Consider the following 25119-nt stretch of genomic DNA (forward strand, 5'->3'; position numbering starts at 1 on the left):
CCACCGGATGTAGATCGCGGGCATTGGTGACGTAAGGTCTTCAAAATGGGATGACGCGGTGAAGGGAATTCACGAATGGTATGTCCCAGCTTGAACGATCTGGCCGCTTTCGCAGCCTTGGCCAACCACCGGAGTTTCCGCCGGGCCGCCGACGTGATGGGTGTTTCGCACTCCGCACTCAGCCACGCGATCATCGGCCCGGAAGGAAGCTGGGAGTCCGGCTGTTCAACCGAGCGACGCGCAGCGTGTCGCTAACCCAGGCCGGCGCGCGCCCGCTCGCGCGCCGCGACCCGGTTCTTCAGGATCTCGACCAGGCGCTCGATACCCTTTCGGACGAACGCGGAACCCCCAGCGGCACGCTGCGGATCAATGCGAACAAAAGCGGTGCCCGCATCCTGCTCAAAAACGTCGTGCCGCGATTTCTCGATCTCTATCCCGACGTCGAACTCGATCTGGTTTCGAAGGGGCGCCTCGCCGATATCGCGGAGCTGGGTTTCGAGCCGGCGTGCGCCTGCTGGAGGCCGTGCCGCGAGACATGGTCGCGGTAAAGCTTGGGGGCGATGTGCGCTTCATCGCCGTGGCCGCGCGTGCCATCTGGCGGGTCGCGCAACGCCGACCTGCATGAGCATCTCTGCATCCGTCAACGTCTTCCCAGCGGAAAGCGCTATCGTTGGGAGTTTTCCGAGCGCGGCGCCAAGGTCGCGATGTGCCGGGCAACCTCACCCTCGACGACAATGATCTTCTCGTGCAGGCAGCGGCGGCCGGACGCGGCATCGCTTACGTCCTTGGGCATTTCGCCGAGCCGCTTCTGGAATTGGGTCACCTTGTGACCGTTCTTGACGACTGGTGCCCGCCGACATCGGGCCCAGCGCTCTACCATCCGCGTAGCCGGCACGTACCGTCGCCGCTCCGGGCCTTCATCGACCTGTTGAAGCAGTGGACGGTGCGCCGTCCTCAAGGAGGCGGGCACGGTTCATTCAGACAGGCTGCGCTTCGTCGAACCTCGAACGAGAGGGCGCGGCGTGTGCGCGGCCGGATCCCACGCGAGCCCCGCGAGGTGATCGTCGCGGCGGCGACGTCTATGGTCGGGAAAACGCGCCAAGCCGCTGGATCAGTCAGGCGCGTCGCTTCTGCTGCTTGCAGGTCGTCAGGGCTTCGTGACTGGATCTGCTCGGCGGCGCAATACCATGCCGCCGTGATGCAAGGTGTCTGCGTTCACGAAGTCGCCGTCGGCGGTAAAGCCCGTGTCGTCCCAATATTCGATATGCGTATCGGTCACTTCATAACGGCCTTCATAGGCGCGCTCGCGTGTGCCGCGCGCCTCGATATAGCGACCGGTGGGCAGGAGTTCGTGGCGGACACGGCCGTCGTCGGTTACCCACATGCCGGCATAGGGATGGTTGGTCTGCAATGTGGGCTCCTCGGCATGAACATTTTGGGTCAGAAGTGCGGCGGTCATCAGGATCGCGAATGCATGTCGCATGATCGTGCTCCTCAACATCGGCTGTGGCTGTCAACCGCGAAAGCCGAACTGGCGTCGCGGTAGTTCGGAGGTCGGCCGCCCCGCCCGCGGTGCGCGGAGCGGCCGTGGCAGGGCCGGGCCGGCCGCCATGAGGCTATTGCGGGCGCGGCTCGTTGTTCTCGACGACCTGTTGGTAGGCGACGAGATCCAGAAACGCCTCGGCCTCGATGACCAAGCCGTCCTTCATCCGGAACATCCAGAGGAACTGGTTGCGATAGGGGGCGCCCATCTCGGGAAAGAACTTGTTCGTCGTCTTGCTCGTCATGGCCCCATCCTCTCCGGCGTTGGGGCCTCCGGCAAACCGGGCGGTTCATCTCAAACAAGAACGGGCAGCGATGGCCAAGCGCCAACGCCTGATGACTTAGGGCGACATTTGGATGGTCGTCACGGAACTGCCTGCCAGCACCGTACCTGGCCAACGCCACACCGTGCCGCCCCATCGATCACGCTGAACGCACCGTCCGGCTGGCATATCGATTGTGCAGGCGCTGCTGGGTCAAGGCATCCTGTTTGGGGGCAATGCCGAAGGTTCTCGAATAGTCTCGGCTGAATTGCGATGCGCTTTCATAGCCGACCTTGTAGGCGGCTTCCGCAACATTGGCGGCCTCGGTCACCATGAGGCGGCGTGCCTCGAGCAAGCGCAATTGCTTCTGGAACTGAAGCGGCGTCATCGAGGTCAGTGCCTTGAAGTGCTGGTGAAACGACGATGGGCTCATCCGCGCAATGTCCGCCAGTTGTTCGACACGTAGCGTCTCTGCGAAGCTCGTATGGAGCACCGATACTGCCCTTACGACGCGTTCGATGTTCGATTCCGGCAGGGCCAGTTTGCAGATCTCACCGCCATGCGGCCCGCTCAACAGCCAGTAGCAGATTTCGCGCACGATCGAAGGCGCCAGAACCGGGATTGCCTTTGGCGTCGCCAGCAATCTCACCAGGCGAAGAATGCAGTCCGCCAATGGTTGATCGACTTTGGCAACAAAAGCACATGGGCCGGATGATTCTGATTGGACGGGAAGTGCGTCCAATTGTTCGAGCACGTCCCGCACGGTTGCGACGTCGAAATCGATCAAGACGCCGACGTAGGGGGCTTCCTCGCTCGCTTCGACGATCCGACCGGTTGCCGGAAGCCCTACGCTGACAACGAGGCACTCCATCGTCCCATAGCGAAGCCGTTCCTCTCCGAAGTGGATCTCCTTTCCGCCCTCCAGCACGACGCAGAGCGACGGCCGATAGATGTTTCGCATCGGCATCATCGACTGGAACGAGCGGACGATATTGAAGCCTTCGAGAGCCGTCGGAAACAGGCCTTGGCCGCCGCCCTGTTCTTCTATGTAGGCTGTCACGGCAGCTAGCAGCGGTGCATTCATGCGCGGCTCCCGATGATCGAGGGGCCACGGCAACACTTGGCTCCTCACCGGCACATTCACCTTTTCTGCAGGAATAGGCAAGTTTCTTGAGAGTTCGGGCATTCTGATCATTGGACACTCCATCTAGCTTGCGGGTGCAACCAAGCGAGGAGCAACCTCAAAATGGCAGAAATTGTTACCGCGTCAAGAGATCGTTCAGTAGTCAGGGTGCAACCTCTTGCATCAAGCAATGAATATGCAAGGGGTTGGCGGGTCGCCGCCATATTTTCCGTCCTGCTCTTGATCAATGCATTTTCTCAGATCGACCGGATACTTCCGTTCATTCTGGCCGAAAAGATAAAGGCAGAATTGTTTCTGACGGATACCCAGATGGGACTGTTGACGGGCCTCGCCTTCGCGGTCTGCTACGCGCTTCTCTCGCTGCCGCTGGCTCGTGCCGCGGACCGAGGATCGCCGCGGCTGGTGCTGGTGTCGTGCGTCCTGATCTGGAGCGTGATGACAGCACTTGGCGGTTTGGCGGCGAGCTTCATGTTTCTGGCGCTGACGCGTTTCGGCGTTGCGTTCGGAGAGGCAGGGGCGGTCCCTGCTGGCCATGCGTTGATCGCCCGCAAGATCGAGCCCGACCGACGTGGGCTTGCCATCGGTCTCTTTGCAATGGGAATCCCCCTTGGCACCATGGCCGGTTTCGCGGCCGGCGGCGCCATTGCGGATATCTTTGGCTGGCGTGTCGTGCTGACGAGTGCCGGCGCTATCGGCATCCTGATCGGGTTGCTGACCGTCCTCGTCGCGGGTCCGACGCCGCGCCTGCAGATCGCGGCCACGCGTGACGAACCCTTTCTGCGGACAAGCCTCGACCTCCTGACGTCGCCGGCCTTTCGCTGGCTGTTTATCGGCACGATTTTTCTCGGTTTCGCCGGAGCGCCCTTTTACGCTTTTTCCGTCCCGTTTCTGATCCGCACCCATGAATTCACCGCAACAGAGGTCGGCGTTGTCTTCGGACTGCTTCAGGGGCTGATGGGGATTGTCGGCACGCTGGGCGGCGGGCGCTGGTTCGACCATGCTGTGCGCTCCGGCTCGGGCAAGGTGCTGGGTCCCCCCGCCATTCTCTTCATGATCGCCAGCGTGACGACAACTGCGGCGTTGTTCGCTCCTGCGGGCTGGATGGCCATCGTCTTGTTCGTCCCCGCCATGTTGTCGTTCTCGTTCATGTTGCCCTGGGGTTTCGGTGCGGCGCACCTCGTCGCAGGGGTGGGCCGGCAGGCCCAGGCATCCAGTCTCGTGATGATCGGCAGCGGCCTTGTCGGACCGGCCCTTGGGCCCTTGTTCGTCGGCATGGTCAGCGACGCCGCAAGCGCGGCCGACATTCCGAACGGCCTGGCGCTTGGCCTTCTGATCGTGCCCTTGGCAAGCGTTTTGTCGAGCCTTGCCCTTCTCGTCGCAAACCACCGTGTCGGCGTGTTCCTCCGCCAGCGCTGAACTGACGTGTTGATCCTCATGGGAGCCATCCATGAAACAGCGCTGTCTGCAATGCCGGTCCGTCTGTCTCGGAGCCAGATGCCGGCAATGCCATCGCTTCGGAGGACTATCGAGGCGGCACAACGGGCCCGGATCCTGAAGGCGCTATTCGGGTCCTTGAAGGTCGCGTCCCGTCGGCATCGACCTTTGTCCGCTGGAGACGTCCTGCTCCCCGATACCGCTCCGGCGGACGACCTTGCCGAAAAACGAGAAAGGAACTGATCATGCCGGAACCATGGACACTCGATGACATGCCGTCCCAGAAGGGCCGCACGATCCTCGTTACCGGAACCGGTGGCCTGGGTTTCGAGGACGCCAGTGCATTGGCCAAGGCCGGCGGTGAGGTGATCCTTGCCGGCCGCAACCCGGCGAAAGGTGCCGATGCCATCAGGCGCATCAAAGAGAGCCTGCCCGGCGCTTCCGTCGCGTTCGAGCAGGTCGATCTCGGCAACCTCGCCTCGATCGCGGCCCTGGCCGAGCGTCTGAAGCGCGGCCACGATCGTGTTGACGTGCTCATCAACAATGCGGGCGTCATGACGCCTCCGGTGCGCAAGACGACAGACGACGGCTTCGAACTACAGTTCGGAACGAATTATCTGGGTCACTTTGCCTTGACGGCGCACCTGCTGCCGCTTCTGGTACAAGCACGAGATCCAAGGGTTGTGACGCTGTCCAGCATAGCCGCGCGAAGCGCCGACGCCGCGATCGACTTTGACGATCTGCAGGCCGAGCGAAGCTATCGGCCCATGCCGGTCTACAGCCAGTCGAAGCTGGCATGTCTGATGTTCGCCCTCGAACTTCAGCGACGCAGTGACAAGGCTGGTTGGGGCATCACCTCCATCGCAGCGCATCCCGGCATTTCCCGCACGGATCTGCTTCACAACGCGCCGGGTCGCCACAGTGTTCAAGGACTTATGCGATCGTTGCTGTGGTTCTTGTTTCAGCCTGCGTCCCAGGGGGCACTGCCGACCCTGTTTGCGGCAACGTCTCCCAATGCTCGAGGCGGCGGCTATTATGGTCCTGACAGGCTCGGCGAGACGCGCGGTCGCCCGTCCGAGGCGCGGATACCCCCACAGGCGATGCAAATCGATGTTGCAAGGCGGCTCTGGGAAATCTCGGAGCGGCTCATCGGCCTTTCGTTCTACGCTCGGCTCGTGTCGCCGGTTGTCTCAGACCCTGATGCGCGCTTCGTGGGATAAGAGGGCCAAGGATGGCCCCCTTCGCAGATCTCGTCGACGGAATCGCGCCGAACGGCGTCATTGGCCTGCGCAAAGGCAGGAGACGACATGCCGATGGCGAGAGCCGGTATGAGCCGCTCGAATGGACATGCCGTTTCCTGTCTTGTTCATGAGTCTATGCTTCCAAGACGCCGCGGCGCGTCAGAGATCCTGACGGTCGGCGGAATTCGCCACCTCGCGCTGCGCCTCAATTGCGTCCAGGCGCATGGAGAGCGCCTGTGACATGGACGAAAAGGCCGTGCTTCCCAGCGCCAACCGCAACGGCGGCGCCTCGCTCTCGGCGGCGGAGATGATTGCGGCCACGGTGCGGGCCGCGTCGCCCTTTATCTCGAAGCTGCCATCGCTGATCGCGCGGCGGACGGCGCCGGCGGGGCTCTCCTCGTAGACATCCAGGGGGGCTGCACGGACGAGATTAATTCCGAAATTCGTGCCGGTGGGGCCCGGCTCGGCGATGATGAAGTCGATGCCGAACGGAGCCACTTCCTGCGCCACGGATTCGACGAAGCCTTCGATACCCCACTTGGTCGCGTGGTAAAGGCTGAAGCCCGGATAAGCGATCTGTCCACCTTCGGAGGAAACCTGGACGATACGCCCGCCGCCCTGCCTTCGAAGCAGCGGCAATGCGGCACGGATCAAATGGATGGATCCAGCAAGGTTGGTGGCAATCTGCTGATCGATCTCTTCGTTCGTCAGTTCTTCCGCTGCCCCAAACAAACCATAACCGGCATTGCTGACCAACAGGTCTATCCGGCCATGCCGCTCGAAGGCTCCGTTGACGGCCGATGTGATGCTCTCCGGCTCGACCAGATCGAGCGGAACGACGTCAAGGCGTTCGCCGTATCTCTGCTCGAGTTGCTGCAGCGCGTCGGAACGGCGCGTTGTCGCCACCACCTTGTGTCCCCTGGCAAGTAACTGCTGTGTCATTTCGAGGCCGAGCCCCGAGGAAGCGCCTGTGATGAACCACGTCTTGGTCATGTGAACTCCTTGTCTCTAGATCTCCCATGTAAATCGGCGCTATTGGTGATAGTAGGTCGTCAATATGAGATGACGTGGTGAGGGCAGTGCACGAATGGTGCGTCCCAGTCTGAATGATCTGGCCGCCTTCGCGGCGGTGGCCAGCCACCGCAGCTTCCGCAAGGCCGCGGACGTCATGGGGGTTTCGCGCTCCGCGCTCAGCCACGCGATCATTGGACTGGAGGGGAAATTGGGCGTCCGGCTCTTCAACCGGACGACACGCAGCGTGTCGTTGACCGACGCTGGCGCAGGCCTGCTGGCGCGCTTGGACCCGATCCTTCAGGAACTTGATCAGGCTCTCGATACCCTGTCGGAGGAGCGCGGTACCCCAAGCGGCACACTGAGGATCAGTGCGAACAAAAGCGGTGCTCGCATCCTGCTCAAAGACGTCGTGCCGCGATTTCTCGATCTTTATCCCGACGTCGAGCTTGATCTGGTTTCGGAAGGTCGGCTCGTCGATATCGTGGAACAGGGTTTCGATGCCGGTGTGCGCCTGCTGGAGGCCGTGCCGCGAGACATGGTCGCGGTGAAGTTCGGGGGCGACGTCCGATTCATCGCGGTGGCCGCTCCGTCCTATATGGATGGTAGAGCGACGCCGAACACGCCTGATGACCTGCATGGTCATCGCTGCATCCGCCAGCGTCTACCGAGCGGCAAGCGCTACCGATGGGAGTTCACCAAACGCGACGCCGAGATTGCAGTCGACGTCCCAGGCAATCTTACGCTCGACGACAACGATCTCCTCGTTCAGGCGGCCGCAGACGGGCGGGGCATCGCCTATGTCCCCGAACACTTCGCCCAGCCGTTCCTGGGATCCGGCCAGCTCGTGACCATTCTCGATGACTGGTGTCCGCCGACATCTGGCTTGGCACTTTATTACCCTCGCAACCGACACCTGCCATCCTCGCTTCGCGCCTTTATCGACGTGTTGAGACAGGTGGACAGGGGGCGATGACCTGGCGAGGGCAGGGCGCTGCCCTGTTCCTCATCAACCAACCCCTGAACCCGCCCGTCTTGACGTTTGTTTGCTACCTTGCGAATATCGTATGGTAACAAACGACATAGTGAGGACCTCCGATGCGGGAACAGCCGGACACCCAGCGCCTCTCTGTGGGCGCATGGACCAAGCGCTGTTACTTCGCGGGCCGCGCCGTCATGGACGCGACTTTGCGGCCCTACGATCTCGGCTCCACGCAGTGGTATGTTCTCTGGTACCTCGCCAACAACGGCCCGTCCGTTCAGCGTGACCTTGCAAGGGCACTCGAACTCGAGCGCGCAACCTTAAGTGGGATAGTCGCCACTCTGGTCCGCAAAGAGCTGGTCGAGCAGAGCTCGAGCGGCGAAGATCAGCGGCAGCGCCTGCTGAGGTTGACAGCCGCAGGCGAGGGGCTGTGGCGCCAGCTTCCCGATCTCTCCTTCATTCACGAAGCGGCCTTCGGCGACGCCGATGAGACCGAGTTGGCAACCACGATCCGTGTCCTGAAATCGGCGACTGAACGGCTGCAAAACCTGTTGCGAAAGGACTTAAGCAAATGACCGTACTGATCACCGGTGCAACCGGGCTCGTTGGCGAACGACTTCTTCCCCGGCTGGTGGAGGCGGGTTTTGCCTGCCGTGTCTTGCTCCGGGCGGGCAAAACCTCCCCTGAGGGTGTGGAGGTCGCAACCGGTGACATGCTCGATCCTGCGACCCTCCCGAATGCCGTCCGCGGGGTTTCCGCCATAGTGCACCTGGCCGCAGTGTTTCGCACGCAGGACACCGATCTCATCTGGAAAAGCAACGTTGAAGGGACGCGCAACCTGATTGTCGCCGCGAAGGCGCATGCCCCCGACGTGCGATTCATCATGTCGAGCACCAGCAATGTCTACAACAACGACAATCCGCATCCGGGACGGGAAGACGATCCGGTCGATCCACAGCAGGCCTATCCCGCGAGCAAGGTGGCAGCAGAGAAGGAACTGCGCGACAGTGGTTTGAACTGGTCCATCGTCCGCTTTCCATTCGTGTATGGCGACGGCGACGGACATCTCGAATCTCTTCCCAAATACGTCATCACCTGGCATCCGGCGCAACGAATGAGCACGATCCACCATCGTGACATTGCCACGGCGATCAAGCTTGCATTGGACGGCACATTCGATCGGCGTGTCGTGAACGTTGCCGACGAGGCGCCGACTTCCATTTATGAGCTCCTGAGCGTGTTTGGCGCCGGGATGGAATCGAGTGCCGAGCCTCTTTCGAACCCCTGGTACCTGCACGTCGACAGTTCTCTCGCCCGCAGCCTGGGCTTTCGTGCCAGTGTCCGGACAGTCTATCAGGCCCAGCAAGAGGGCTTGCTGTGACACATGCCGCAGATAATCCGGTCGATACTTATGTCATTTGAACTGTCCCGACCGCTAAACCGAAGTCGGGTGTAGTGCGGTAATGGGAATTGGGCGCTGTCTGAAGGTCCGATCAGACTGCTCCTGTCGCAATCGCGCTTTCAGCGGCAGCAATAATGGTTTCGTCTCCTGACCGAGGCTTCCAACCCAAGACCCGTTCTGCTTTGGCGCTTGAGAACACGTGCTGCCGACCAAGCAAAGGAATGACAAAGCGGGCTGGACGATCGAATAGTGCAGCGATCCTGAGAACGATATCGGGGAGTGATCGCGTCGGGACGCTCCGTGCGGCTTGGCCGAGGTGATTGCGCAACGTCTCGGCGATATCGGCCATCCACTTCCTTCCTGAAGGCTGAAGGCACGGCAACGACATAGTCGTTCGAGCATTCTGGACATGCTCATCTGTGTTCATCGGGACCGCTGCTGATCGCGTCTCGATGGGGCAGCGCCACATCACTTCGGCCGCCGCCCTGAAGAGCCAGCGAGGCCGGCGCGATCCGAGGCCCTGGAACCACACACGACATCTATGCGAGAGGCGGAGCGAACCGCTGCCGAAGGGCTAGCGGAGCCCCGCAAGCCTTCTTGGCCTGCGAACAATGCCGCCGGCCTCTATAGGCCGGCCCCAACAGTTGACTGCAAGGAGTCCGCGTCACGACGCGGTGGGGAGCCGAACAGCCTTTTGTACTCACGCGAGAACTGAGAGGCACTTTCGTATCCAACGGCATAGGCCACGGCGGCCGCTTCGGCATGTTCGGTGATCAGGCGCTGGCGCGCCTCGTGCAGCCGGATGTGCTTCTGGTACTGCAGAGGGCTCAGGCCGGTCACCGCCTTGAAACGACGATGAAACACGGACACGCTCATGCCCGCCGTTGCGGCCATGTCGCCAATGCTCAAGCGCTCGGAATAGTGATGGCGGACAAAGGCCATGGCCCTGCGGATACGCGACAGGCGGCTATCGGCACAGGCGATCTGCCGCAGCAAGGCGCCCTGCGGTCCCGTCAGAAGCCGGAACATCAATTCGCGTTCGAGATGGGAGGACATCATCCGGATTTCCTCGGGACGGTCGAGAAGGCCGGCCAGCCGTCGCCAGGCTTCGAGCAGCGGTGCACCAGCCTTCGAAACACCGAAGCCTGACCGGATCGCGGATTCGGGAACGCTCTCCATGTCGAACAGGATTGCCGAAATGACCGCGGGATCGAGATAGAGATTGAGCGCCAGGTAGGGCTCGTCGGTCGAGGCCTCGCAAACCTGCCCCATGGCCGTCACCTCAGCGGCCACCACCATGCATTCGCCCGCCCCATATTCGAGCATGCCGTCGCCGATGAAGGTGCGCTTTCGTCCCTGGAGGACGAGGCAGACCACGGGCTCGTATACCAGCCCAACGGCATCGGTGGGATGGTCGATGCAATAGATGTGAAGTCGCGGCATTGCCGGGTTCCGGTGGCCGGCATGGCGCTGGGCGATGGCCCGGATGTCGTCGAGTTCTGTCATGCCGACATCCGACAGCGCTTGCCTCAAAAGGTCAAGTGATCGGCAGGATCAGGCAATCATTCAGGAGCATCGGACATATGGAAGCGAGCGTGGCACCCCTAAATTCTCCCGGCACAGGCAGGAAAGGAAATAGAAATGCAGAAGCGCAAACTCGGCATCAACGGACCTGAAGTGTCGGCCATCGGCTATGGCGCCATGGGGTTTCACTTGGCCTACGGCGCTGCCGACTCGCAGTCCGGCCTTGATCTCATCAGGCGCGCCTACGAGCTGGGCGTCACCTTTTTCGATACCGCCGAACTCTATGGCTGGGGCGAGAACGAGAAGTTCATTGGCGAGGCCGTGAAGGGCTTTCGCGACGATATCGTCATCGCCACCAAGTTCGGTTTCACCTTCGATAATGGAAGCTACGGCGTCAACAGTCGGCCCGACCATATCCGACAGGTCACCGAGAACAGCCTGCGCCATCTCGGTGTCGACCAGATCGATATCCTCTACCAGCACCGCGTGGATCCCAGCGTGCCGATCGAGGATGTCGCAGGAACGGTCCGGGACCTGATCGCCGAAGGCAAGGTCAAGTATTTCGGTCTCAGCGAGGCCGGCCCTCAGACCATTCGCCGAGCCCATGCGGTCCAGCCGGTGACGGTCCTGCAGACCGAATATTCCGTCTTTGAACGCGATGTCGAAACGGTGCTCTCCACGACGCGCGAACTGGGAATCGGCTTCGTTGCCTATTCTCCGCTCGGACGTGGCTTTCTCACCGGTGCGGTAAAGCCAGCCGCAGAATATGAAGAAAGTGACATGCGCCGGTTCGATCCGCGCTGGCAGCCGGGGAACTTCGAAAAGAACCTCGAAGCCGTCCGCCAGCTCGGTGAGCTGGCAATTCAAAAGGGCATTACCGTCTCGCAACTGGCCCTGTCTTGGCTGCTGGCACAAGGTGAGGACATCGTGCCTATCCCCGGCACGCGTCGCATCGAAAGGCTGGAGGAGAACATCGCCGCTGCCGAGATCATGTTGTCCGCCGACGATCTGGAGCGCATCCGCAACGTTCTGCCCGAAGGTGCTTTTGGCGCCCGCTACGCCGGCGATATGGTTCCCAACTGGGTCTGATAGATAATGGGTGGCTGGCATTGCCCGCTGCCCATTATTGATCGGCCGGGGGCTTTCCACGAGCTATGTCCGCCGCATGCGGTGGCGCCTCCAAATGGAGAAATTCCAACCGGTCCGCTGGCGAGCCGTCGGCCGAGCACGGCAGCAAAGGCCTCGTAGCGTTCGGCGAAGTCGAAGCTCCAGCCGAACTCCGGTTTGCCGCCGATTTCTCGCTCGAGGCGACAACGCCAGCGCACCATGGGAACATATTGAGAGCGAACCCGGGCCGGCAAGGCGGCGTCGTGACGCCCGCCCTGTTGATCAGATCATTGATGCGCCCATGGGTGTCGCTGACCCTTCTGGCATGGCGGCGACTGACGATAGGTTTCCACGGTCGAGGTCCTCTATAATCACCGCAGTGATGACTGCGCGTGGGCCATAATCTGCCTTCCACGTGACGTGAAAGCGGTCGAACAGCCGGGGTGATATGGCACCGTTGGCGTCACGTCGCTTCGAAGCCGTGTTCCTCGGCAAGGAGCACTCCCAATAACGCCAACAACTCCTAAGCGGCTGGCTGCATACGCGCCTTCACCGCCTTGATGTGGCGGGCGGGCGGCGAACCAAACATCCGACTGTATTCGCGCGTGAACTGCGAGACGCTCTCATACCCTACGGCGTATGCGGCGTTGCTGATCATCTGTCCTTCGGCCAGCATCAGCCGGCGAGCCTCTATGAGCCGGAGCTGCTTTTGGAATTGAAGCGGCGACAACGAGGTGATCGCTCGGAAATGTTCATGGAAGGAGGACACGCTCATTCTCGCGACCTGCGCCAGATGGTCGACCCTCAGAGGTCGAGCGAAGTCCTCGCGGATCAGCGAGACCGCGCGCGTGATGCGCTGGGCGTGACTGTCGACGATACCCAGGGCGCGGATGGCGCCTCCATGTCGACCCGAGAGCAGCCAGAAATGCAGTTCGCGGGTGAGTGCTGTCTGAAGAATGGGAACCGACGCGGGACGGTCGAGAAGTCGCATCAACCGCAAGGCCGAGTCGGTCACTTCCGTTTCGGTGGGGTCGACACGCACAGGCGCGCCGGCGACGAAGGGTGAGAAGCCTATCTCCACAACAAGGCTTTCGATCATGGCGAGGTCCATGTCGATGACAAGTGCCAGATAGGGGGCGGCGAGGCTCGCTTGGGTGATCTGGCTGACCGTCGGCACGTGGGCCGTGATCAGGAGAGAATCCCCGGCGCCGAAGTCGAATGTCTTGCTCCCCATCGTGACCCGCTTGCTGCCTTGAAGCACCATTGCGACGAGCGGTTGGTTGATGGCGTACTGCAGAGCGGTTGGCGCCGTCTCGCGAATGATGGTCAGGCACGGAATGGGCGTTTGGATAATGCTGGTGCCATTCGCGTTTGCTTCTGCAAATCGCCGGACAGTTTCAAGCAGGTTCTGGGTCATGGCCGTTGTCTTAGTTCATGACGCGCGGGCCTTCAATCTTCGTCGGAGAACTGGGCAAGAGGTTCCGACTTTCCGGCAAGTTCGGTCAGCTTGCGGCGCGAGGTGGGATCGGGGCGCGGACAGGCGTGACGCGTCGATCACGATTGGGCAAAAAGGGGGGGGGTTGGTCAATCGCGGAGAAATAGGCAAAAACGACCGACGATCCGGCAACAACTGGAGCCGCCGGCTGACGATAGTGACGTCACCACGACGCTCATCATCAAAGGAGTTATCTGATGACCACTATCTCAATCGTTACCGGCGGCAGTCGCGGCCTGGGTCGTAACACCGCCGTCAGCATCGCCCGTCGTGGTGGTGACGTGATCCTGACCTATCTGAACGGCGCCGACGCCGCTCAGGCCGTGGTTGCGGAGATCGAGGGCCTGGGCCGCAGGGCCGTCGCCCTTCCTCTCAACGTCAGCGACATCTCCACTTTCCCGGCGTTCGTGGAACGCGTCCGCGCGGCGCTGCAGTCGACCTGGGGACGGAGCGATTTCGACCACCTCATCAATAATGCCGGTCACGGCGAAATGGCTGCGATCGCGGAGACGACCGAGGCGCAGTTCGACGGCCTCTTCAACGTGCACGTCAAGGGCGTGTTCTTCCTGACGCAGGCATTGCTGCCGTTGCTCGTCGACGGCGGACGCATCGTGAACTATTCGTCGGGGCTGACCCGCGTCTCCAATCCGGGCTTCTCGGCCTATTCGGCCGCCAAGGGTGCAGTCGAGATCCTCACGCTCTACATGGCCAAGGAATTCGCCGGCCGCGGCATCACCGCGAACACGATTGCCCCGGGCGCGATTGAGACCGATTTCCTCGGCGGCGCGGTGAGAGATACCCCAGCCTATAACGAGGCCTTTGCCGGCATGACGGCCCTCGGCCGCGTGGGCGTGCCGGATGATATCGGCCCAGCCATTGCGAGCCTGCTCGGCCCCGAGAACCGCTGGATCACCGCGCAGCGGATCGAAGTGTCGGGCGGTCAGAACATCTGATCGCGACCGACGTTACCGCAGTCGGAGAGCCGGCTGTACCGTCATGGAAGGCCGCCGCATCCCCCACGGCGGCCTTCATATGTTTCTCCCGCTGCGCGATCCGTATCGGAATCGTCGCCGCGGACTGTTTCGATCGCGACAAGCTCGTCTTGCGCTATGGTGGCGACGGGCCGATCAGACAGCTGGAGCGCTTGGGCTCTCCGTTCTTCGCGACGGCACCCAATCGGCACAGCGGGTCTCTCTATGGCGCCGCGTACCAGGTCCCTAGCGTATAGCCGTAAAGCGACTGCGTCTTTGGGTGGTCGACGCGGGTCCAGCGGGCGACCCATTGGTCGGGCAGGTAATAGAGCGGCACGAAGTAATAGCCCGAGATCAGGATGCGATCGAGCGCATGCACGGCGGCGACGAAGTCCTCCTGGCTGCGAGCGGCGAGCAGAGCATCGAGCATTGCATCGATCGCCGGGCTTTTCGCGCCGGTGTAGTTGTATGAGCCCTGCACATCGGCCTGGGCGCTCGACCAGCGGAAATTCTGCTCGTTGCCGGGCGAGAGCGAGGCGGGCAGGGATGTCATGATCATGTCGAAGTCGAATTCCTGCACCCGGCGCTGATACTGGGCCGAATCGACGGTGCGGACCGTCGCCTTGATGCCGATCCGGGCCAGGGTGCGCGTGAAGGCGAGGGCGACGCGCTCCTGCTCGCGGTTCATCAGCAGGATTTCGAACTGCAACGGCGTGTTGCCGTCCGTCTTGAGGAGCGTATTGCCGTTCAGTTTGTAGCCGGCCTCGCCCAGCAGGCTGAGCGCGGAGCGCAGGACATTGCGGTCGCTGCCCGATCCGTCGCTCTGCACCGGCCTGTAAGTGCCGTCCAGGACGGCCGGTTCCACGGCGCCGGGGAAGGGGGCGAGCAGCGCCTTCTCCCTGTCGTCGGCTGGTATGCCGACGGAAGAGAGGATCGAATCCTCGAAATAGCTGGCATTGCGCTTGTAGACGCCGAAGAAGAGGTTCTTGTTCAGCCATTCGAAGTCGAACAGCATCGACAGCGCCTTGCGGACACGGACATCCTCGAAGATCGGGCGCCGCGTGTTGAAGGCGAAGCCGAGCATGCCCTTGGGCGTGCCGGTGGGAATCGTCTCCTTGACGACCTTGCCGTCGCGGACAGCCGGAAAATCGTAGCCGTTTTGCCAGTTCGCCGGATCAGCCTCCGGGTTGACGTCGTAGAGGCCCTTCTTGAAGGCCTCGAACATGGCGCTGCGGTCGCGGTAATACTCGACCCGGATCTCGTCGAAATTGTCGAAGCCGCGCTTGATGGGGAGGTCCTTGCCCCAATAGTTCGGATCGCGCTTCAGCGTGAAGCGCTCGCCCGGCTTGATTTCGTCCATCACATAGGGGCCGCTGCCGATCAGCGGCTTCAGCGTCGACTGGTCGAACGTCTCGGGGTCGATGGCGTGCTTCGGGAGGACCGGCATCAGGCCGAGCAGCATGGGCAGTTCGCGGTCTTTGCCATCGGCGAAGGTGAACTTGACGCCATGGTCGCCGACCTTGTCGATCTGCTTCACCTTCGAATACCAGGAGCGGTAGTTTGGCCGGCCTTTTTCCCGCAGGATATTAAGCGAGAAGATGACGTCATCCTGCGTGACGGGCGTGCCGTCCGAAAAATGCGCCTTGGGATTGATGTTGAACAGCACCGAACTGCGGTCGTCGGGCACCTCGACGCTCTCGGCGAGCAGGCCATAGAGCGTGAAGGGCTCGTCGCGATTGCGCGTCATCAGGGCTTCGAAGACATTATTGCCGAGCGACACGTCCCAGATACCGCGCGCCGTCGTCTCCGCCCCCTTCACGATGAAGGGGTTCAAACTGTCGTAAGTGCCGACGAAGGCGAAGGTGATGGTCCCGCCCTTCGGCGCATTCGGATCGGCGAAGGCGAGATGATCGAAATCGGCCGGCAGGGCCGGCTCGCCATGCATGGCGAGCGCATGGACGGGGTCCGCTACCGCGGGGAGGGGAGCGATCAGACCCAGACTTGCCGGCAGCAGGAGCAGGGCCGCAAGAGACCATCCGGTGCGAATTGGCATGAGGCGTTCCCCTCGACGGTTTCGTGGCTGTCACCATTCGGCGACTCGACGAAAAAACCGTAGCACGTCGCGCTTGGCAACGGTCTCGCCGCTGGAAATCGGGTTTCGAGCGGGCTATTGATGCGCCGCTGCTGCGACGTCACCGTCTCGCCTCAATTGCTGGTCATCCAGCCCGAAGCGCGCGGATCGGTTCGCTCGGCTGTCTCTGTGCCGGAGGAAGCCGAGGCGCAGGCTTAGAGAAAAACGCAAGGACACGCTCGATGTCGCATCGTTGGAATTCTGGTTTGTTTCGGGTGCCGCATCTGGCTGCAGCCGCGCTGCTCATGATCGCGTCGGCGCCTGCCGCCTTCGCGCAGGACGCGCCGGCTCTGGACCTGACGGCTCCCGCCGCCAAGGCGCCGGCTGCCAAGCCAGCCGCGCCCGACGCAGCCGCTCCGGCCGCTGCCGCCGCCGGCGGTGCGCCGGCCTCCGCCTGGATCAAGGAATGCGGACAGGATCCGCAGTCGAAGAAGAAGCTCTGCATCACCACGCAGGAGCTTCGCGCCGAGACGAATCAGTTCATCGCATCGCTCCAGCTGCGCAAGCTCGATGGCGATCCCAAGATGGCGCTGACCGCGATCGTCCTGACCGGCCAGCTCATTCAGCCGGGCCTCCGCGTCCAGGTGGATGACGGCAAGCCGGCCGAACTCAAATATGTGATCTGCGACCCGACCGTCTGCTACGCGCAGGCCGAGGTCGACGATGCCTTCGCCGCTTCGATGAAGAAGGGCAACAAGGTCGTCGCCATCTCGCTGAACCCGCAGGGCAAGCCGATGGTGTTCCCGTTCACCCTGTCCGGCTTCACCAAGGTGTTCGAAGGCGAAGGTCTCGATCGTGCAGCCGGCAAGGCGCGCCGCGACGCTCTCCAGGAGCAGCTCCAGAAGAACGCCGAAGAGAACCGGCAGAAGCTGATCGAGCAGCAGAACAAGGAACGTGGCGGCTCGGGCAACTAAGCCCGATCCTTACGCCCATCAAAAAGGCGCGCTCGTGGAGCGCGCCTTTTTTGTTTCCGCCATTGGTCGCGGGCTGGTGTCAGTTCAGGCCGCGCCGGTGCGAGACATAGACCGGCCCGTTCTGCTCGACGAAATAATCCTGGATCTGCGAGTGCCGCAGCGGCTCTTCCGAATCGTCGACGACGAGGTTCTGCTCGGAAACGTAGGCGACATATTCGCTTTCCGCATTCTCGGCGAGCAGGTGATAGAAGGGCTGGTCCTTTGAGGGCCGCACCTCCTCCGGGATCGACAGCCACCATTCTTCCGTATTGTCGAAGACCGGATCGACGTCGAAGATCACGCCACGAAACGGGAACACCCGGTGGCGGACGACCTGACCGATCTGAAACTTCGCGTTGCGTGCCTGACCCATTAAAACGCCCCTGATTCGACGGGTTCGCCAAAGGCCACGATTAGCCGGCGCTGTCAATATTGCCGGATCGCCGTCACTAGAGATGCGGCGCCAGTCCCTGCCGCATGACGGCGCGCTTCAACATGGGCACCCGGTCGAGCGCGAACAAGCCGATGCCGCGCATCATCTGTACGGGCAGGAACCCGGTCAGAAGCGTCCGGTTGAGCGCGTCCACAGCCGTGGTCCTCGACAGGATGTCGCCGGTCCGCTGGCGGTCATACGCCGCGAGCGCCTCGGACGCGCCGGGATCGGCAAGATGGTCGCCGACGACGCCGGCAAAAACGGCAGCATCGCGCAAGCCCAGATTCAGGCCCTGGGCACCGATCGGCGGAAAGACGTGCGCCGCCTCGCCGATCAACGCGATGCGACGGGCCGCGAAGTGGCGGGCGGTCTGCCCCGAAAGCGGGAACACCTGCCGCGAGCCGTCGATCCGGATCCGCCCGAGCAGCGCATGCGAACGCCGCTCGAACTCGAGCGCCAGGGCCTCGTCGTCGAGCTTGGAGAGCCGTTCCGCCTCTTCGGGCCGCTCGACACAGACCACCGCCGAATGGAGGCCGGGGAGGGGAACGAGCGTGAACGGGCCGGTCTCGGTGTGAAACTCGGTCGACGTATCATCATGCGGCAAAGCGTGCGCGATATTCACGACGAGCGCCGCCTGGCGGTAGGACCAGCGCCGGACGGGAAGGCCGGCCGCGTCGCGCGCCTTCGAATTGCGGCCGTCCGCGGCACCGACGAGCTTCGTCGTGATCACGCCGCCATCGCTCGCGACGATCTCGACATGCGCGTCGCCGACGCGAAAATCATCAGCGACGCCAAAGTAGCGCGCAATGCCTGCTGCCCGCGCCGCGTCCTCGAGCGCCGCGACCAGATCTCCGTTCGGAATATTGTAGCCGAATGCCTCGCGTCCGATTTCTCCGGCATGGAACTCGACCAGCGGGGCACGCACCAGCCGCCGCGTCGCGTCGACGATCCGCATGGTGCGGAGTGGCGAGGCCTTGGCCTCGATGGCACCCCAGATCCCGGCCTCCTTGAGAAGGTCAACCGATACACCAAGCATGGCGACCGTCCGCTGGTCGCGCGGCGGAGATGCTGGTGCCAGAACGGCGACGTCGGCGCCTTTACGCGCCGCGAGCAGGGCTGCGACCAGTCCTGCCGGACCGGCGCCGACCACCACGACGTCGTGCCGGCTTGCATGTTCCTGTGTCATCAGATCGATCCTTCATCCTCGGCCGCCGCGGCGCCGCGGCTGCGCCCGATCAGGCGAACAATGGTCGCGCCAAGGCCCATCGCCACGATGAATATCAATATGCCTGGAAAGGCCATGACGATATCGGCGATTGCCGGACCGGGACAGAGCCCCGAGAGCCCCCAACCTATGCCGAAGATCGCGGCGCCGATCACGAGCCGCGCATCAATGCGCCGTGCCGGCGGCGCGGAAAATGACGGCGCCGCCAGCGGCTGCCGGCGGCGATGGCCGATCCTTACTGCAGCCATCGTAACGATCACGGCGGCCGCCATGACGAAGGCGAGGCTCGGATCCCAGCCGCCGGACCTCATGGCGCCGATATCGAGGAACGCCTTGACCTTGGCGGGCGAGGTCATGCCGGAAATGGCGAGCCCGAGGCCGAAGATGAGGCCGGCGACAAGCGCGGTCAGATGAAAGACGAGGGGCCGCCGCATCACACGCCATATCTGGCGACGAAGACGGTCGCCATGGCGGTCAACATGAAGACAATGACCGCCACGATTGAGCGTGGCGACAGTCTCGCGAGCCCTGCCACACCGTGGCCCGAGGTGCAGCCATGGGCGAGCGCCGTGCCCATGCCGACCAGCAGTCCCGCGATCGCCAACCCCAACGGGCCGAGGTCAAGTTCCGGCCGCGCCTGCGGCATGTCGGCTATGAGCGCCGGGCCGAGCGCCAGCCCCGTCATCGCGCCGACCGGCAGCCCGACCAGAAAGAGCAGGCGCCAGGGCTGAAAGCCCTCCGGACCCGAGATGACGCTCGCAAAGATATTCGATACGCCCGCGATGCGGCCGTTGACGATCCAGAGCAAGCCGACGCCGAGCCCAATGAGGGCTCCACCGAGCGTTGCGGAGATGGGCGAAAATCCAAGCATCTGTGATCCCTGCGACGGGGGATCGTGGCGGACTGCCATCCGCGCCGCAATCCTGTCTGATGTCGCAGGCGACAGGACGCCGCACAGTCCCTTGCCAGCTTCGCGCGCAGCACGTATCGACAGGACGCCCGGGCGATGCAGGGCAAGACGGCAGCAATCTGGCCGCGCGGGGCGCCGGTCCGTCGAGTGATTTGGGGAGTGACATGGCGACGACGAAGAGCTGGGCCGTCCATCTCCTCACGGCGAGCGGGGCAGGCCTTGCCCTTCTAGCGGCGCTGGCGGTGATGCGCGGTGCGTGGACCGAGGCCTTCATCTGGCTCGGAGCCGCCCTTTTCGTCGACGCCGTCGATGGCCCGCTTGCGCGCACGGTGCGTGTCGGAGACCTCGTCCCGTGGTTCGACGGCGCGATCCTCGACCTGGTGATCGACTACACGACCTATGTCTTCATCCCGGCGCTGATCCTGGCGCGGTCCGACCTGCTGCCGCCATCGCTGGCAGCGCCCGGGGCTGTGCTGGTCGCGGTGATCGGAGCGCTCTATTTCGCGGATACGCGCATGAAGACGCGCGACTATGGTTTTCGGGGCTTTCCGGCCGTCTGGAACATGGTCGTCTTCGTCCTGATGGTCTTCATGCCGCCGCCTCTGGTTTCGGCGGCGATCATCCTGGCCTTCGCGGTGTTGAGCTTCGCCCCGGTGGAATTCGTCCATCCTGTTCGCGTGCAGAAGCTCCGCCCGGTGACGCTGGCGGTGACGCTGGCATGGGCCATTTTCTCGCTGCTTTCAGTCTTTGCCTCGCTGGAGCCGGGCGCGCTCGTCCTCGCCGGCCTCGGGGCGACGACCGTCTATCTGACGGTCATCGGGGCCGTGCTACAGTTCACACGAAACGAAAACGCATACTAACAGTTATGCCATGACCATCCGGGCGTCCTGCGACGCAGCGGCACCGTGAAGCGACGATCTCGACAGCGTGCCCGCATCGACGGGCTGGGGGAAATGACGGATGAACTTCGAGCTTCTGTTCCTGACGAGCACGTGGGCCAGCCTGCTGACGCTGACGGCCATGGAGATCGTGCTCGGCATCGACAATATCGTGTTCATCTCCGTTCTGGTGAGCCGCCTGCCGCCTGATCTCGCCAAGCGCGCCCGCCAGATCGGCCTTCTCCTCGCGCTCGTCTTCCGCATCCTGCTGCTGCTCATCCTCTCCTGGCTGATCGGCCTCACCGAGCCGGTCGTGACGCTGTTCGGACGCGGTCTATCCTGGCGCGACATCATCCTGCTCGCTGGTGGCCTGTTCCTGATCTACAAGGCGACGCACGAGATCCATCAGGGCGTCGAAGGCGATGAGCATGACGAGACCAAGCCCGCCACGGCCGGCTTTGGCGCGGTGATCGCCCAGATCGTCGTCATCGACATGGTCTTCTCGATCGATTCGATCGTCACGGCGATCGGCATGGCCGAGCATGTCGAGATCATGATCGCCGCCGTGCTGATTTCCATGGCCGTGATGTATGCGGCATCCGGTGCGATCGCATCGTTCATCCAGCAGCACCCGACCACCAAGATGTTGGCGCTCGCCTTCCTGCTAATGATCGGCATCGCGCTCGTCGCCGATGGCATCGGCTTCCATATCCCGCGCGGCTATATCTACACCGCCATGGCGTTCTCGGCGCTGGTCGAAGTCCTGAACATCTGGTCCAAGAACAACCGCGCCAAAGCGAGACTTAGGCGGCCGGAATAATCGCCCCAAACAAGCCCGCGCCGTCCCTTATCCGACGGCGCGCTGCTTGCGCAGCAGGCGTATCGCCTCTATAAAAGGCAAATCATCAGAAGGATGGCGAGTCCGTGAGCAGCGGAGATACGCCCCTGTCGCCTTAGCGACAGATTCCGCTCAACATTCGGCAGTTTCGGCATGGCACTCTCCTTCGCTTCCGCGCGCCTCATCATGGCGCTGTTCTTTGTCTATTCCTGCGCATTGTCGAACTGGCTGATCCGTATTCCGGACGTCCAGCACCGGCTGCAGCTCGACCCGGCGGCATTGTCGATCTGCCTGCTCGGCGTGCCCGTTGGCCTGGTCATCTCGATGGCTTTTTCGGGACTCGTCGTCGAACGCCTTGGCCCGCGCCGGGCGATCCGCCTCGGCTTTGTCATCTTCCTCGTGCCGCTGCTGCTGCCCGGCTTCGCTACCAGCTCCACCATGCTGTTCTTCGCGCTCATGCTGGTTGGATTGGGCATGGGTCCGCTCGAGGTCGGCCTCAATGTCACCGCCGACCGGATCGGCACGGCCATTGGCCGGACCGTGATGTCGCGCTGCCATGGCTTCTGGAGCCTCGGCCTGATGGCCGGCGGCATCACCGGCTCGGCCGCCGCGACCTTCGGCCTGGCGCCCGAGCATCACATGGTGTTGGTGGTACTGGTCCTGATCACGCTCGGCGAGTTGCTGGCGCTGCGCCTACCGCCGCTCAGGCCCGAACCCGCCGCGCCGGGCGAAAAGGCGCCGGTCTTCGTCCTGCCGCCCCGCAACATCATCCTGCTCTGCCTTTTCGCCTTCGGCATGCTGCTCGTCGAGGGCGCCATAACTGACTGGAGCGCGATCTACCTGCGCGATGATTTCGGCGCCGTGCCGCCTGTCACCGGCTTCGCCTTCACAGCATTCGGCCTCTTCATGGCCGGCGGGCGCCTCGCCGGCGACTGGCTCTCAATGCGCTATGGCCCAGCCACCATGGCGCGGATCTGCTGCCTGATCGGTCTTGCCGGCATCGCCGCCATGGTGCTGGCCGTCGACCCGATGATGGTCATCATCGGCGCGGCCGCTGGCGGCTTCGGCGTCTCGATCATCTTCCCGCTCGCCGTAACGGCCGCTGCCGCGCGCGGCGGATCGCCGGCCGTGAACGTCTCGGCGCTGTCGCTGCTTTCTTTCACCGGCTTTCTGGTCGGGCCGCCGGTGATCGGCTTCGTCGCGCAGTTCGCCGGATTACGGTTCGGTATCGCGACGCTGTTGCTCGCTGCCGGCATGAGCCTGCTCCTTTCGGGCCAGGTACGCGTTCGCCGGCCGGCAGAGATCGTCGAAGACGCGCCGGTCGGCCAGCGCGAAGCGGCCTGATCGGGCGACGCCCGATCGCGCGGAAATTTGTTGCTGCCTTCGGGCACGCCGCGCCTTAGCATCGAGACAGCGCCGAATCCCGACGCCCTCAATCCAGCATCGAAGTCGTCCGACATGCGCAACGTCCGCCTCATCATGGCGATCTTCCTGATCCAGTCCATCGCGATGGGAAGCTGGTTTCCGCGCATTCCGGAGGTGCAACAGGCGCTCGGCCTCGGGCCGGCCGAACTCGCCATGGCCTTGCTCGGCCTCCCTGTCGGCGTTCTGCTGAGCCTGCCCTTTGCCGGTGGGCTCGCAGCCCGGATCGGGGCGCGTCACACCATTTTCGGTGGCTTCGTGCTCTTCCTCGCCGTTGCGCCGCTGCCGGCCTTGGCCTGGAACATCCAGACCTTGTTTCTCGCGCTGATGCTGATCGGCATTGCGGTATCTGCCCTCGAGCTCGGCATGAATGTCGCCGCCGACGCGATCGAGCGCATGGAGAAACGCAAGATCATGAGCACCTGCCATGGCTTCTGGAGCCTCGGACAGATGCTGGGCAGCCTCATCGGCGTTGGCTTCGCGGCCCTGACGGTCCCAGTGGGGTGGTCGCTTGCGACCGTCTCGCTCATCGTCGTCCTGCCGGCTCTCGCGCTCGCCTGGGCGCTGCCCGATCTATCCGCTGGCGAGCCTGCGCCGGAGGCGAAGAAGAAATCGTCCTTCTCGCTGCCCTCCAAGGCCTTGATCGGCCTCTGTCTCTTCGTGTTCGGCATCGCCATGACCGAGGGGGCGGCCGCGGACTGGTCGGCCGTCTTCCTGCGTGATGTCATCGGTTCGCCGACGGCGCAGGCCGGCCTCGGCTACACCGCCTTCGCCTTCGCGATCGCGGCCGGACGGTTCCTCGGCGACAGCGTGACGCTGCGCCACGGCCCCGTGCCGATTGCGCGCATATGCGGCCTGCTGACGATGATCGGCATCGTCGCGATCGTGACCAGCGGGGGCGCGCCGCAGGCCATGCTCGGCCTTGCCATTCTGGGCTTCGGGTGCTCGGTCGGCTTTCCGCTCGCCGTCAGCGCGGCCGCCGGGCTCGGCGATCGGCCCGCGGCGGCCAATGTCGCCGTTCTCTCGCTGTTCGCGCTCGGCGGCTTCCTCGTTGGCCCGCCCATGATCGGCTTCGTCGCCGAGCATGCCGACCTCCGCTATGGCCTCGCCACCTTGCTGCCGGCGCTGCTGCTGAGCACGCTGCTCGCGGCCGGCCTGCGGCCTCGAGCGTCCGTCAATAAGCTGGCATCGGCGAAAGCCTGAGCCTTTCGAACAAGGAATACGCACCATGGTCCAGGCGATCCGCATTCACGCCAATGGCGGTCCCGAGGCGCTCTCCTGGGATACGATCACGGTTGGCGAACCCGGCCCCGGAGAGGTGAGGGTCCGGCATAAGGCCATCGGCCTCAACTTTATCGACGTCTATTTCCGCTCCGGGCTTTATCCGCCGCCAGCCCCGTTTCCGTTCATCCCCGGCAGTGAGGGCGTCGGTATCGTCGAGGCGGTTGCCGATGGGGTCAGCGAGCTGAAGGTCGGTGACCGCGTCGGCTATGCGGGGTCGATAGGCTCCTATTGCGAGGCTCGTCTCATTCCAGCCGATCGTCTGGTGCCCATTCCCGACACGATCGGCGACAGCACCGCAGCCGCAGTGCTGCTCAAGGGCATGACGGCGCGCTATCTGTTGCGCGAAACCTTCAAGGTCGGGCCGTCGACAACGGTTCTGTTCCATGCGGCGGCGGGCGGCGTCGGCCTCATCGCCTCCCAATGGGCGGCGTCGCTCGGGGGGACCGTGATCGGCACAGTCGGATCGCAGGAGAAGGCGGACCTCGCGCTGGCCAATGGCTGCGCCCACGTCATCAACTATCGGACTGAGGACTTCGTCGCGCGCGTCAGCGAGATCACAGGCGGCCGAAAGGTCGATGTCGTCTATGATTCCGTCGGCAAGGATACGTTTCCGGGATCGCTCGATTGCCTGAGGCCGCGCGGCCTCTGGGTTTCGTTCGGCCAGTCCTCAGGCTCCGTGCCGCCATTCGATATCGGCATCTTGAACCGCAAGGGTTCGCTCTTTGCGACGCGCCCGTCACTCTTCGGTTATGTCGCCGAACGGACAGACCTGCTCAAGACGGCGGCGGACCTGTTCGCGACGATCGCCTCCGGCGCCATCTCCGTGCCGGAGCCGCAGACCTTCGCGCTGTCTGATGTCGCCGCCGCACAGACGGCGCTCGAGGAGCGCCGCACCACGGGCTCCGTGGTCCTGCTGCCATAGCGCCCGC

The 25119-nt window shown here is 63.3% G+C and carries 24 protein-coding genes and 2 pseudogenes; 14 read left to right on the top strand and 12 right to left on the bottom strand.

Annotation, left to right across the window (positions count from 1 at the left end):
- Window positions 1-75: 75 nt before the first annotated feature.
- Window positions 76-937: pseudogene (locus tag QO014_RS04470) on the top strand (LysR family transcriptional regulator); the annotation flags it as partial.
- 210 nt (window positions 938-1147) lie between these two features.
- On the opposite strand, the gene QO014_RS04475 reads toward QO014_RS04470, so the two are convergent.
- From QO014_RS04475 to QO014_RS04485, 3 genes and pseudogenes are all read right to left on the bottom strand, one after another.
- Entirely contained in the window at window positions 1148-1483 is a 336-nt protein-coding gene (locus QO014_RS04475) for an Atu4866 domain-containing protein (RefSeq protein WP_266347795.1), read from the bottom strand.
- 133 nt (window positions 1484-1616) lie between these two features.
- A pseudogene (locus QO014_RS04480) lies at window positions 1617-1748 on the bottom strand (nuclear transport factor 2 family protein); the annotation flags it as partial.
- Window positions 1749-1965: 217 nt separating this feature from the next.
- Complete coding sequence (locus tag QO014_RS04485) at window positions 1966-2889, bottom strand: AraC family transcriptional regulator (protein ID WP_266347417.1); 924 nt, start codon at window positions 2887-2889, stop codon at window positions 1966-1968.
- Window positions 2890-3051: 162 nt separating this feature from the next.
- Between QO014_RS04485 and QO014_RS04490 the strand changes: the two genes are divergently transcribed.
- Together QO014_RS04490 and QO014_RS04495 are read left to right on the top strand one after the other, a co-directional pair.
- Complete coding sequence (locus QO014_RS04490; protein ID WP_266347418.1) at window positions 3052-4365, top strand: MFS transporter; 1314 nt, start codon at window positions 3052-3054, stop codon at window positions 4363-4365.
- Window positions 4366-4628: 263 nt separating this feature from the next.
- Window positions 4629-5603 (top strand): oxidoreductase, encoded by a 975-nt coding sequence (locus QO014_RS04495; RefSeq protein WP_266347419.1) that lies wholly within the window; start codon window positions 4629-4631, stop codon window positions 5601-5603.
- A gap of 180 nt (window positions 5604-5783) precedes the next feature.
- Here the strand turns inward: QO014_RS04495 and QO014_RS04500 are convergent, their stop codons facing one another.
- A complete protein-coding gene (locus QO014_RS04500; RefSeq protein WP_266347420.1) occupies window positions 5784-6617 on the bottom strand; it encodes an SDR family oxidoreductase in 834 nt (277 codons plus the stop codon).
- Window positions 6618-6711: 94 nt separating this feature from the next.
- On the opposite strand from QO014_RS04500, the gene QO014_RS04505 reads away from it, so the two are divergent.
- The 3 genes from QO014_RS04505 to QO014_RS04515 all read left to right on the top strand — a co-directional run bounded on the left by QO014_RS04505 (window position 6712) and on the right by QO014_RS04515 (window position 8998).
- Complete coding sequence (locus tag QO014_RS04505; protein ID WP_266347421.1) at window positions 6712-7611, top strand: LysR family transcriptional regulator; 900 nt, start codon at window positions 6712-6714, stop codon at window positions 7609-7611.
- A 122-nt stretch (window positions 7612-7733) separates the two neighbouring features.
- Window positions 7734-8192, top strand: a complete 459-nt coding sequence (locus QO014_RS04510; RefSeq protein ID WP_266347422.1) for a MarR family winged helix-turn-helix transcriptional regulator — start codon at window positions 7734-7736, stop codon at window positions 8190-8192.
- Window positions 8189-8998, top strand: coding sequence for an NAD-dependent epimerase/dehydratase family protein (locus tag QO014_RS04515; RefSeq protein ID WP_266347423.1), 810 nt, complete (start codon window positions 8189-8191; stop codon window positions 8996-8998). The genes QO014_RS04510 and QO014_RS04515 overlap by 4 nt, the downstream gene beginning before the upstream one ends.
- A gap of 112 nt (window positions 8999-9110) precedes the next feature.
- On the opposite strand, the gene QO014_RS04520 is transcribed toward QO014_RS04515, so the two are convergent.
- Together QO014_RS04520 and QO014_RS04525 are read right to left on the bottom strand one after the other, a co-directional pair.
- Window positions 9111-9368: a hypothetical protein gene (locus tag QO014_RS04520; protein ID WP_266347424.1), complete on the bottom strand. Its 258-nt coding sequence runs from the start codon at window positions 9366-9368 to the stop codon at window positions 9111-9113.
- Window positions 9369-9643: 275 nt separating this feature from the next.
- Window positions 9644-10525 (bottom strand): AraC family transcriptional regulator, encoded by an 882-nt coding sequence (locus QO014_RS04525; protein ID WP_266347425.1) that lies wholly within the window; start codon window positions 10523-10525, stop codon window positions 9644-9646.
- Between the two features lie 135 nt (window positions 10526-10660).
- Here QO014_RS04525 and QO014_RS04530 point away from each other — a divergent pair, with 135 nt between their 5' ends.
- Complete coding sequence (locus tag QO014_RS04530) at window positions 10661-11632, top strand: aldo/keto reductase (RefSeq protein WP_370877094.1); 972 nt, start codon at window positions 10661-10663, stop codon at window positions 11630-11632.
- A 541-nt stretch (window positions 11633-12173) separates the two neighbouring features.
- On the opposite strand, the gene QO014_RS04535 is transcribed toward QO014_RS04530, so the two are convergent.
- Window positions 12174-13067, bottom strand: coding sequence for an AraC family transcriptional regulator (locus QO014_RS04535; RefSeq protein WP_266347427.1), 894 nt, complete (start codon window positions 13065-13067; stop codon window positions 12174-12176).
- Between the two features lie 275 nt (window positions 13068-13342).
- On the opposite strand from QO014_RS04535, the gene QO014_RS04540 reads away from it, so the two are divergent.
- Window positions 13343-14098, top strand: a complete 756-nt coding sequence (locus QO014_RS04540) for an SDR family NAD(P)-dependent oxidoreductase (protein ID WP_266347428.1) — start codon at window positions 13343-13345, stop codon at window positions 14096-14098.
- 241 nt (window positions 14099-14339) lie between these two features.
- On the opposite strand, the gene QO014_RS04545 is transcribed toward QO014_RS04540, so the two are convergent.
- Complete coding sequence (locus QO014_RS04545) at window positions 14340-16169, bottom strand: extracellular solute-binding protein (protein WP_266347429.1); 1830 nt, start codon at window positions 16167-16169, stop codon at window positions 14340-14342.
- A 260-nt stretch (window positions 16170-16429) separates the two neighbouring features.
- Between QO014_RS04545 and QO014_RS04550 the strand changes: the two genes are divergently transcribed.
- Window positions 16430-17161, top strand: a complete 732-nt coding sequence (locus tag QO014_RS04550; protein WP_266347430.1) for an invasion associated locus B family protein — start codon at window positions 16430-16432, stop codon at window positions 17159-17161.
- Window positions 17162-17240: 79 nt separating this feature from the next.
- Here the strand turns inward: QO014_RS04550 and hspQ are convergent, their stop codons facing one another.
- From hspQ to QO014_RS04570, 4 genes are all read right to left on the bottom strand, one after another.
- A complete protein-coding gene (hspQ, locus tag QO014_RS04555; protein WP_266347431.1) occupies window positions 17241-17573 on the bottom strand; it encodes a heat shock protein HspQ in 333 nt (110 codons plus the stop codon).
- Between the two features lie 76 nt (window positions 17574-17649).
- On the bottom strand, window positions 17650-18819 hold the full coding sequence (locus QO014_RS04560; RefSeq protein WP_266347432.1) for a UbiH/UbiF family hydroxylase: 1170 nt from the start codon (window positions 18817-18819) through the stop codon (window positions 17650-17652).
- The gene (locus QO014_RS04565; RefSeq protein WP_266347433.1) at window positions 18819-19292 is read right to left on the bottom strand and encodes a DUF6691 family protein; all 474 of its coding nucleotides are present in this window, start codon (window positions 19290-19292) and stop codon (window positions 18819-18821) included. Before QO014_RS04565 ends, QO014_RS04560 begins: the two co-directional genes overlap by 1 nt.
- Window positions 19292-19729 (bottom strand): YeeE/YedE family protein, encoded by a 438-nt coding sequence (locus QO014_RS04570; protein WP_266347434.1) that lies wholly within the window; start codon window positions 19727-19729, stop codon window positions 19292-19294. The genes QO014_RS04565 and QO014_RS04570 overlap by 1 nt, the downstream gene beginning before the upstream one ends.
- 203 nt (window positions 19730-19932) lie before the next feature.
- Between QO014_RS04570 and QO014_RS04575 the strand changes: the two genes are divergently transcribed.
- The 5 genes from QO014_RS04575 (at window position 19933) to QO014_RS04595 (ending at window position 25112) form a co-directional block, all read left to right on the top strand.
- Window positions 19933-20628, top strand: coding sequence for a CDP-alcohol phosphatidyltransferase family protein (locus QO014_RS04575; protein ID WP_266347435.1), 696 nt, complete (start codon window positions 19933-19935; stop codon window positions 20626-20628).
- A gap of 100 nt (window positions 20629-20728) precedes the next feature.
- Window positions 20729-21466, top strand: a complete 738-nt coding sequence (locus QO014_RS04580; protein ID WP_266347436.1) for a TerC family protein — start codon at window positions 20729-20731, stop codon at window positions 21464-21466.
- 171 nt (window positions 21467-21637) lie between these two features.
- Window positions 21638-22828: an MFS transporter gene (locus QO014_RS04585; RefSeq protein WP_266347437.1), complete on the top strand. Its 1191-nt coding sequence runs from the start codon at window positions 21638-21640 to the stop codon at window positions 22826-22828.
- 114 nt (window positions 22829-22942) lie between these two features.
- Entirely contained in the window at window positions 22943-24109 is a 1167-nt protein-coding gene (locus tag QO014_RS04590; protein WP_266347438.1) for an MFS transporter, read from the top strand.
- Window positions 24110-24134: 25 nt separating this feature from the next.
- A complete protein-coding gene (locus tag QO014_RS04595; protein WP_266347439.1) occupies window positions 24135-25112 on the top strand; it encodes a quinone oxidoreductase family protein in 978 nt (325 codons plus the stop codon).
- Window positions 25113-25119: the final 7 nt, after the last annotated feature.

Source organism: Kaistia dalseonensis, from assembly GCF_030814715.1.
In the GTDB taxonomy this organism is placed as follows: domain Bacteria; phylum Pseudomonadota; class Alphaproteobacteria; order Rhizobiales; family Kaistiaceae; genus Kaistia; species Kaistia dalseonensis.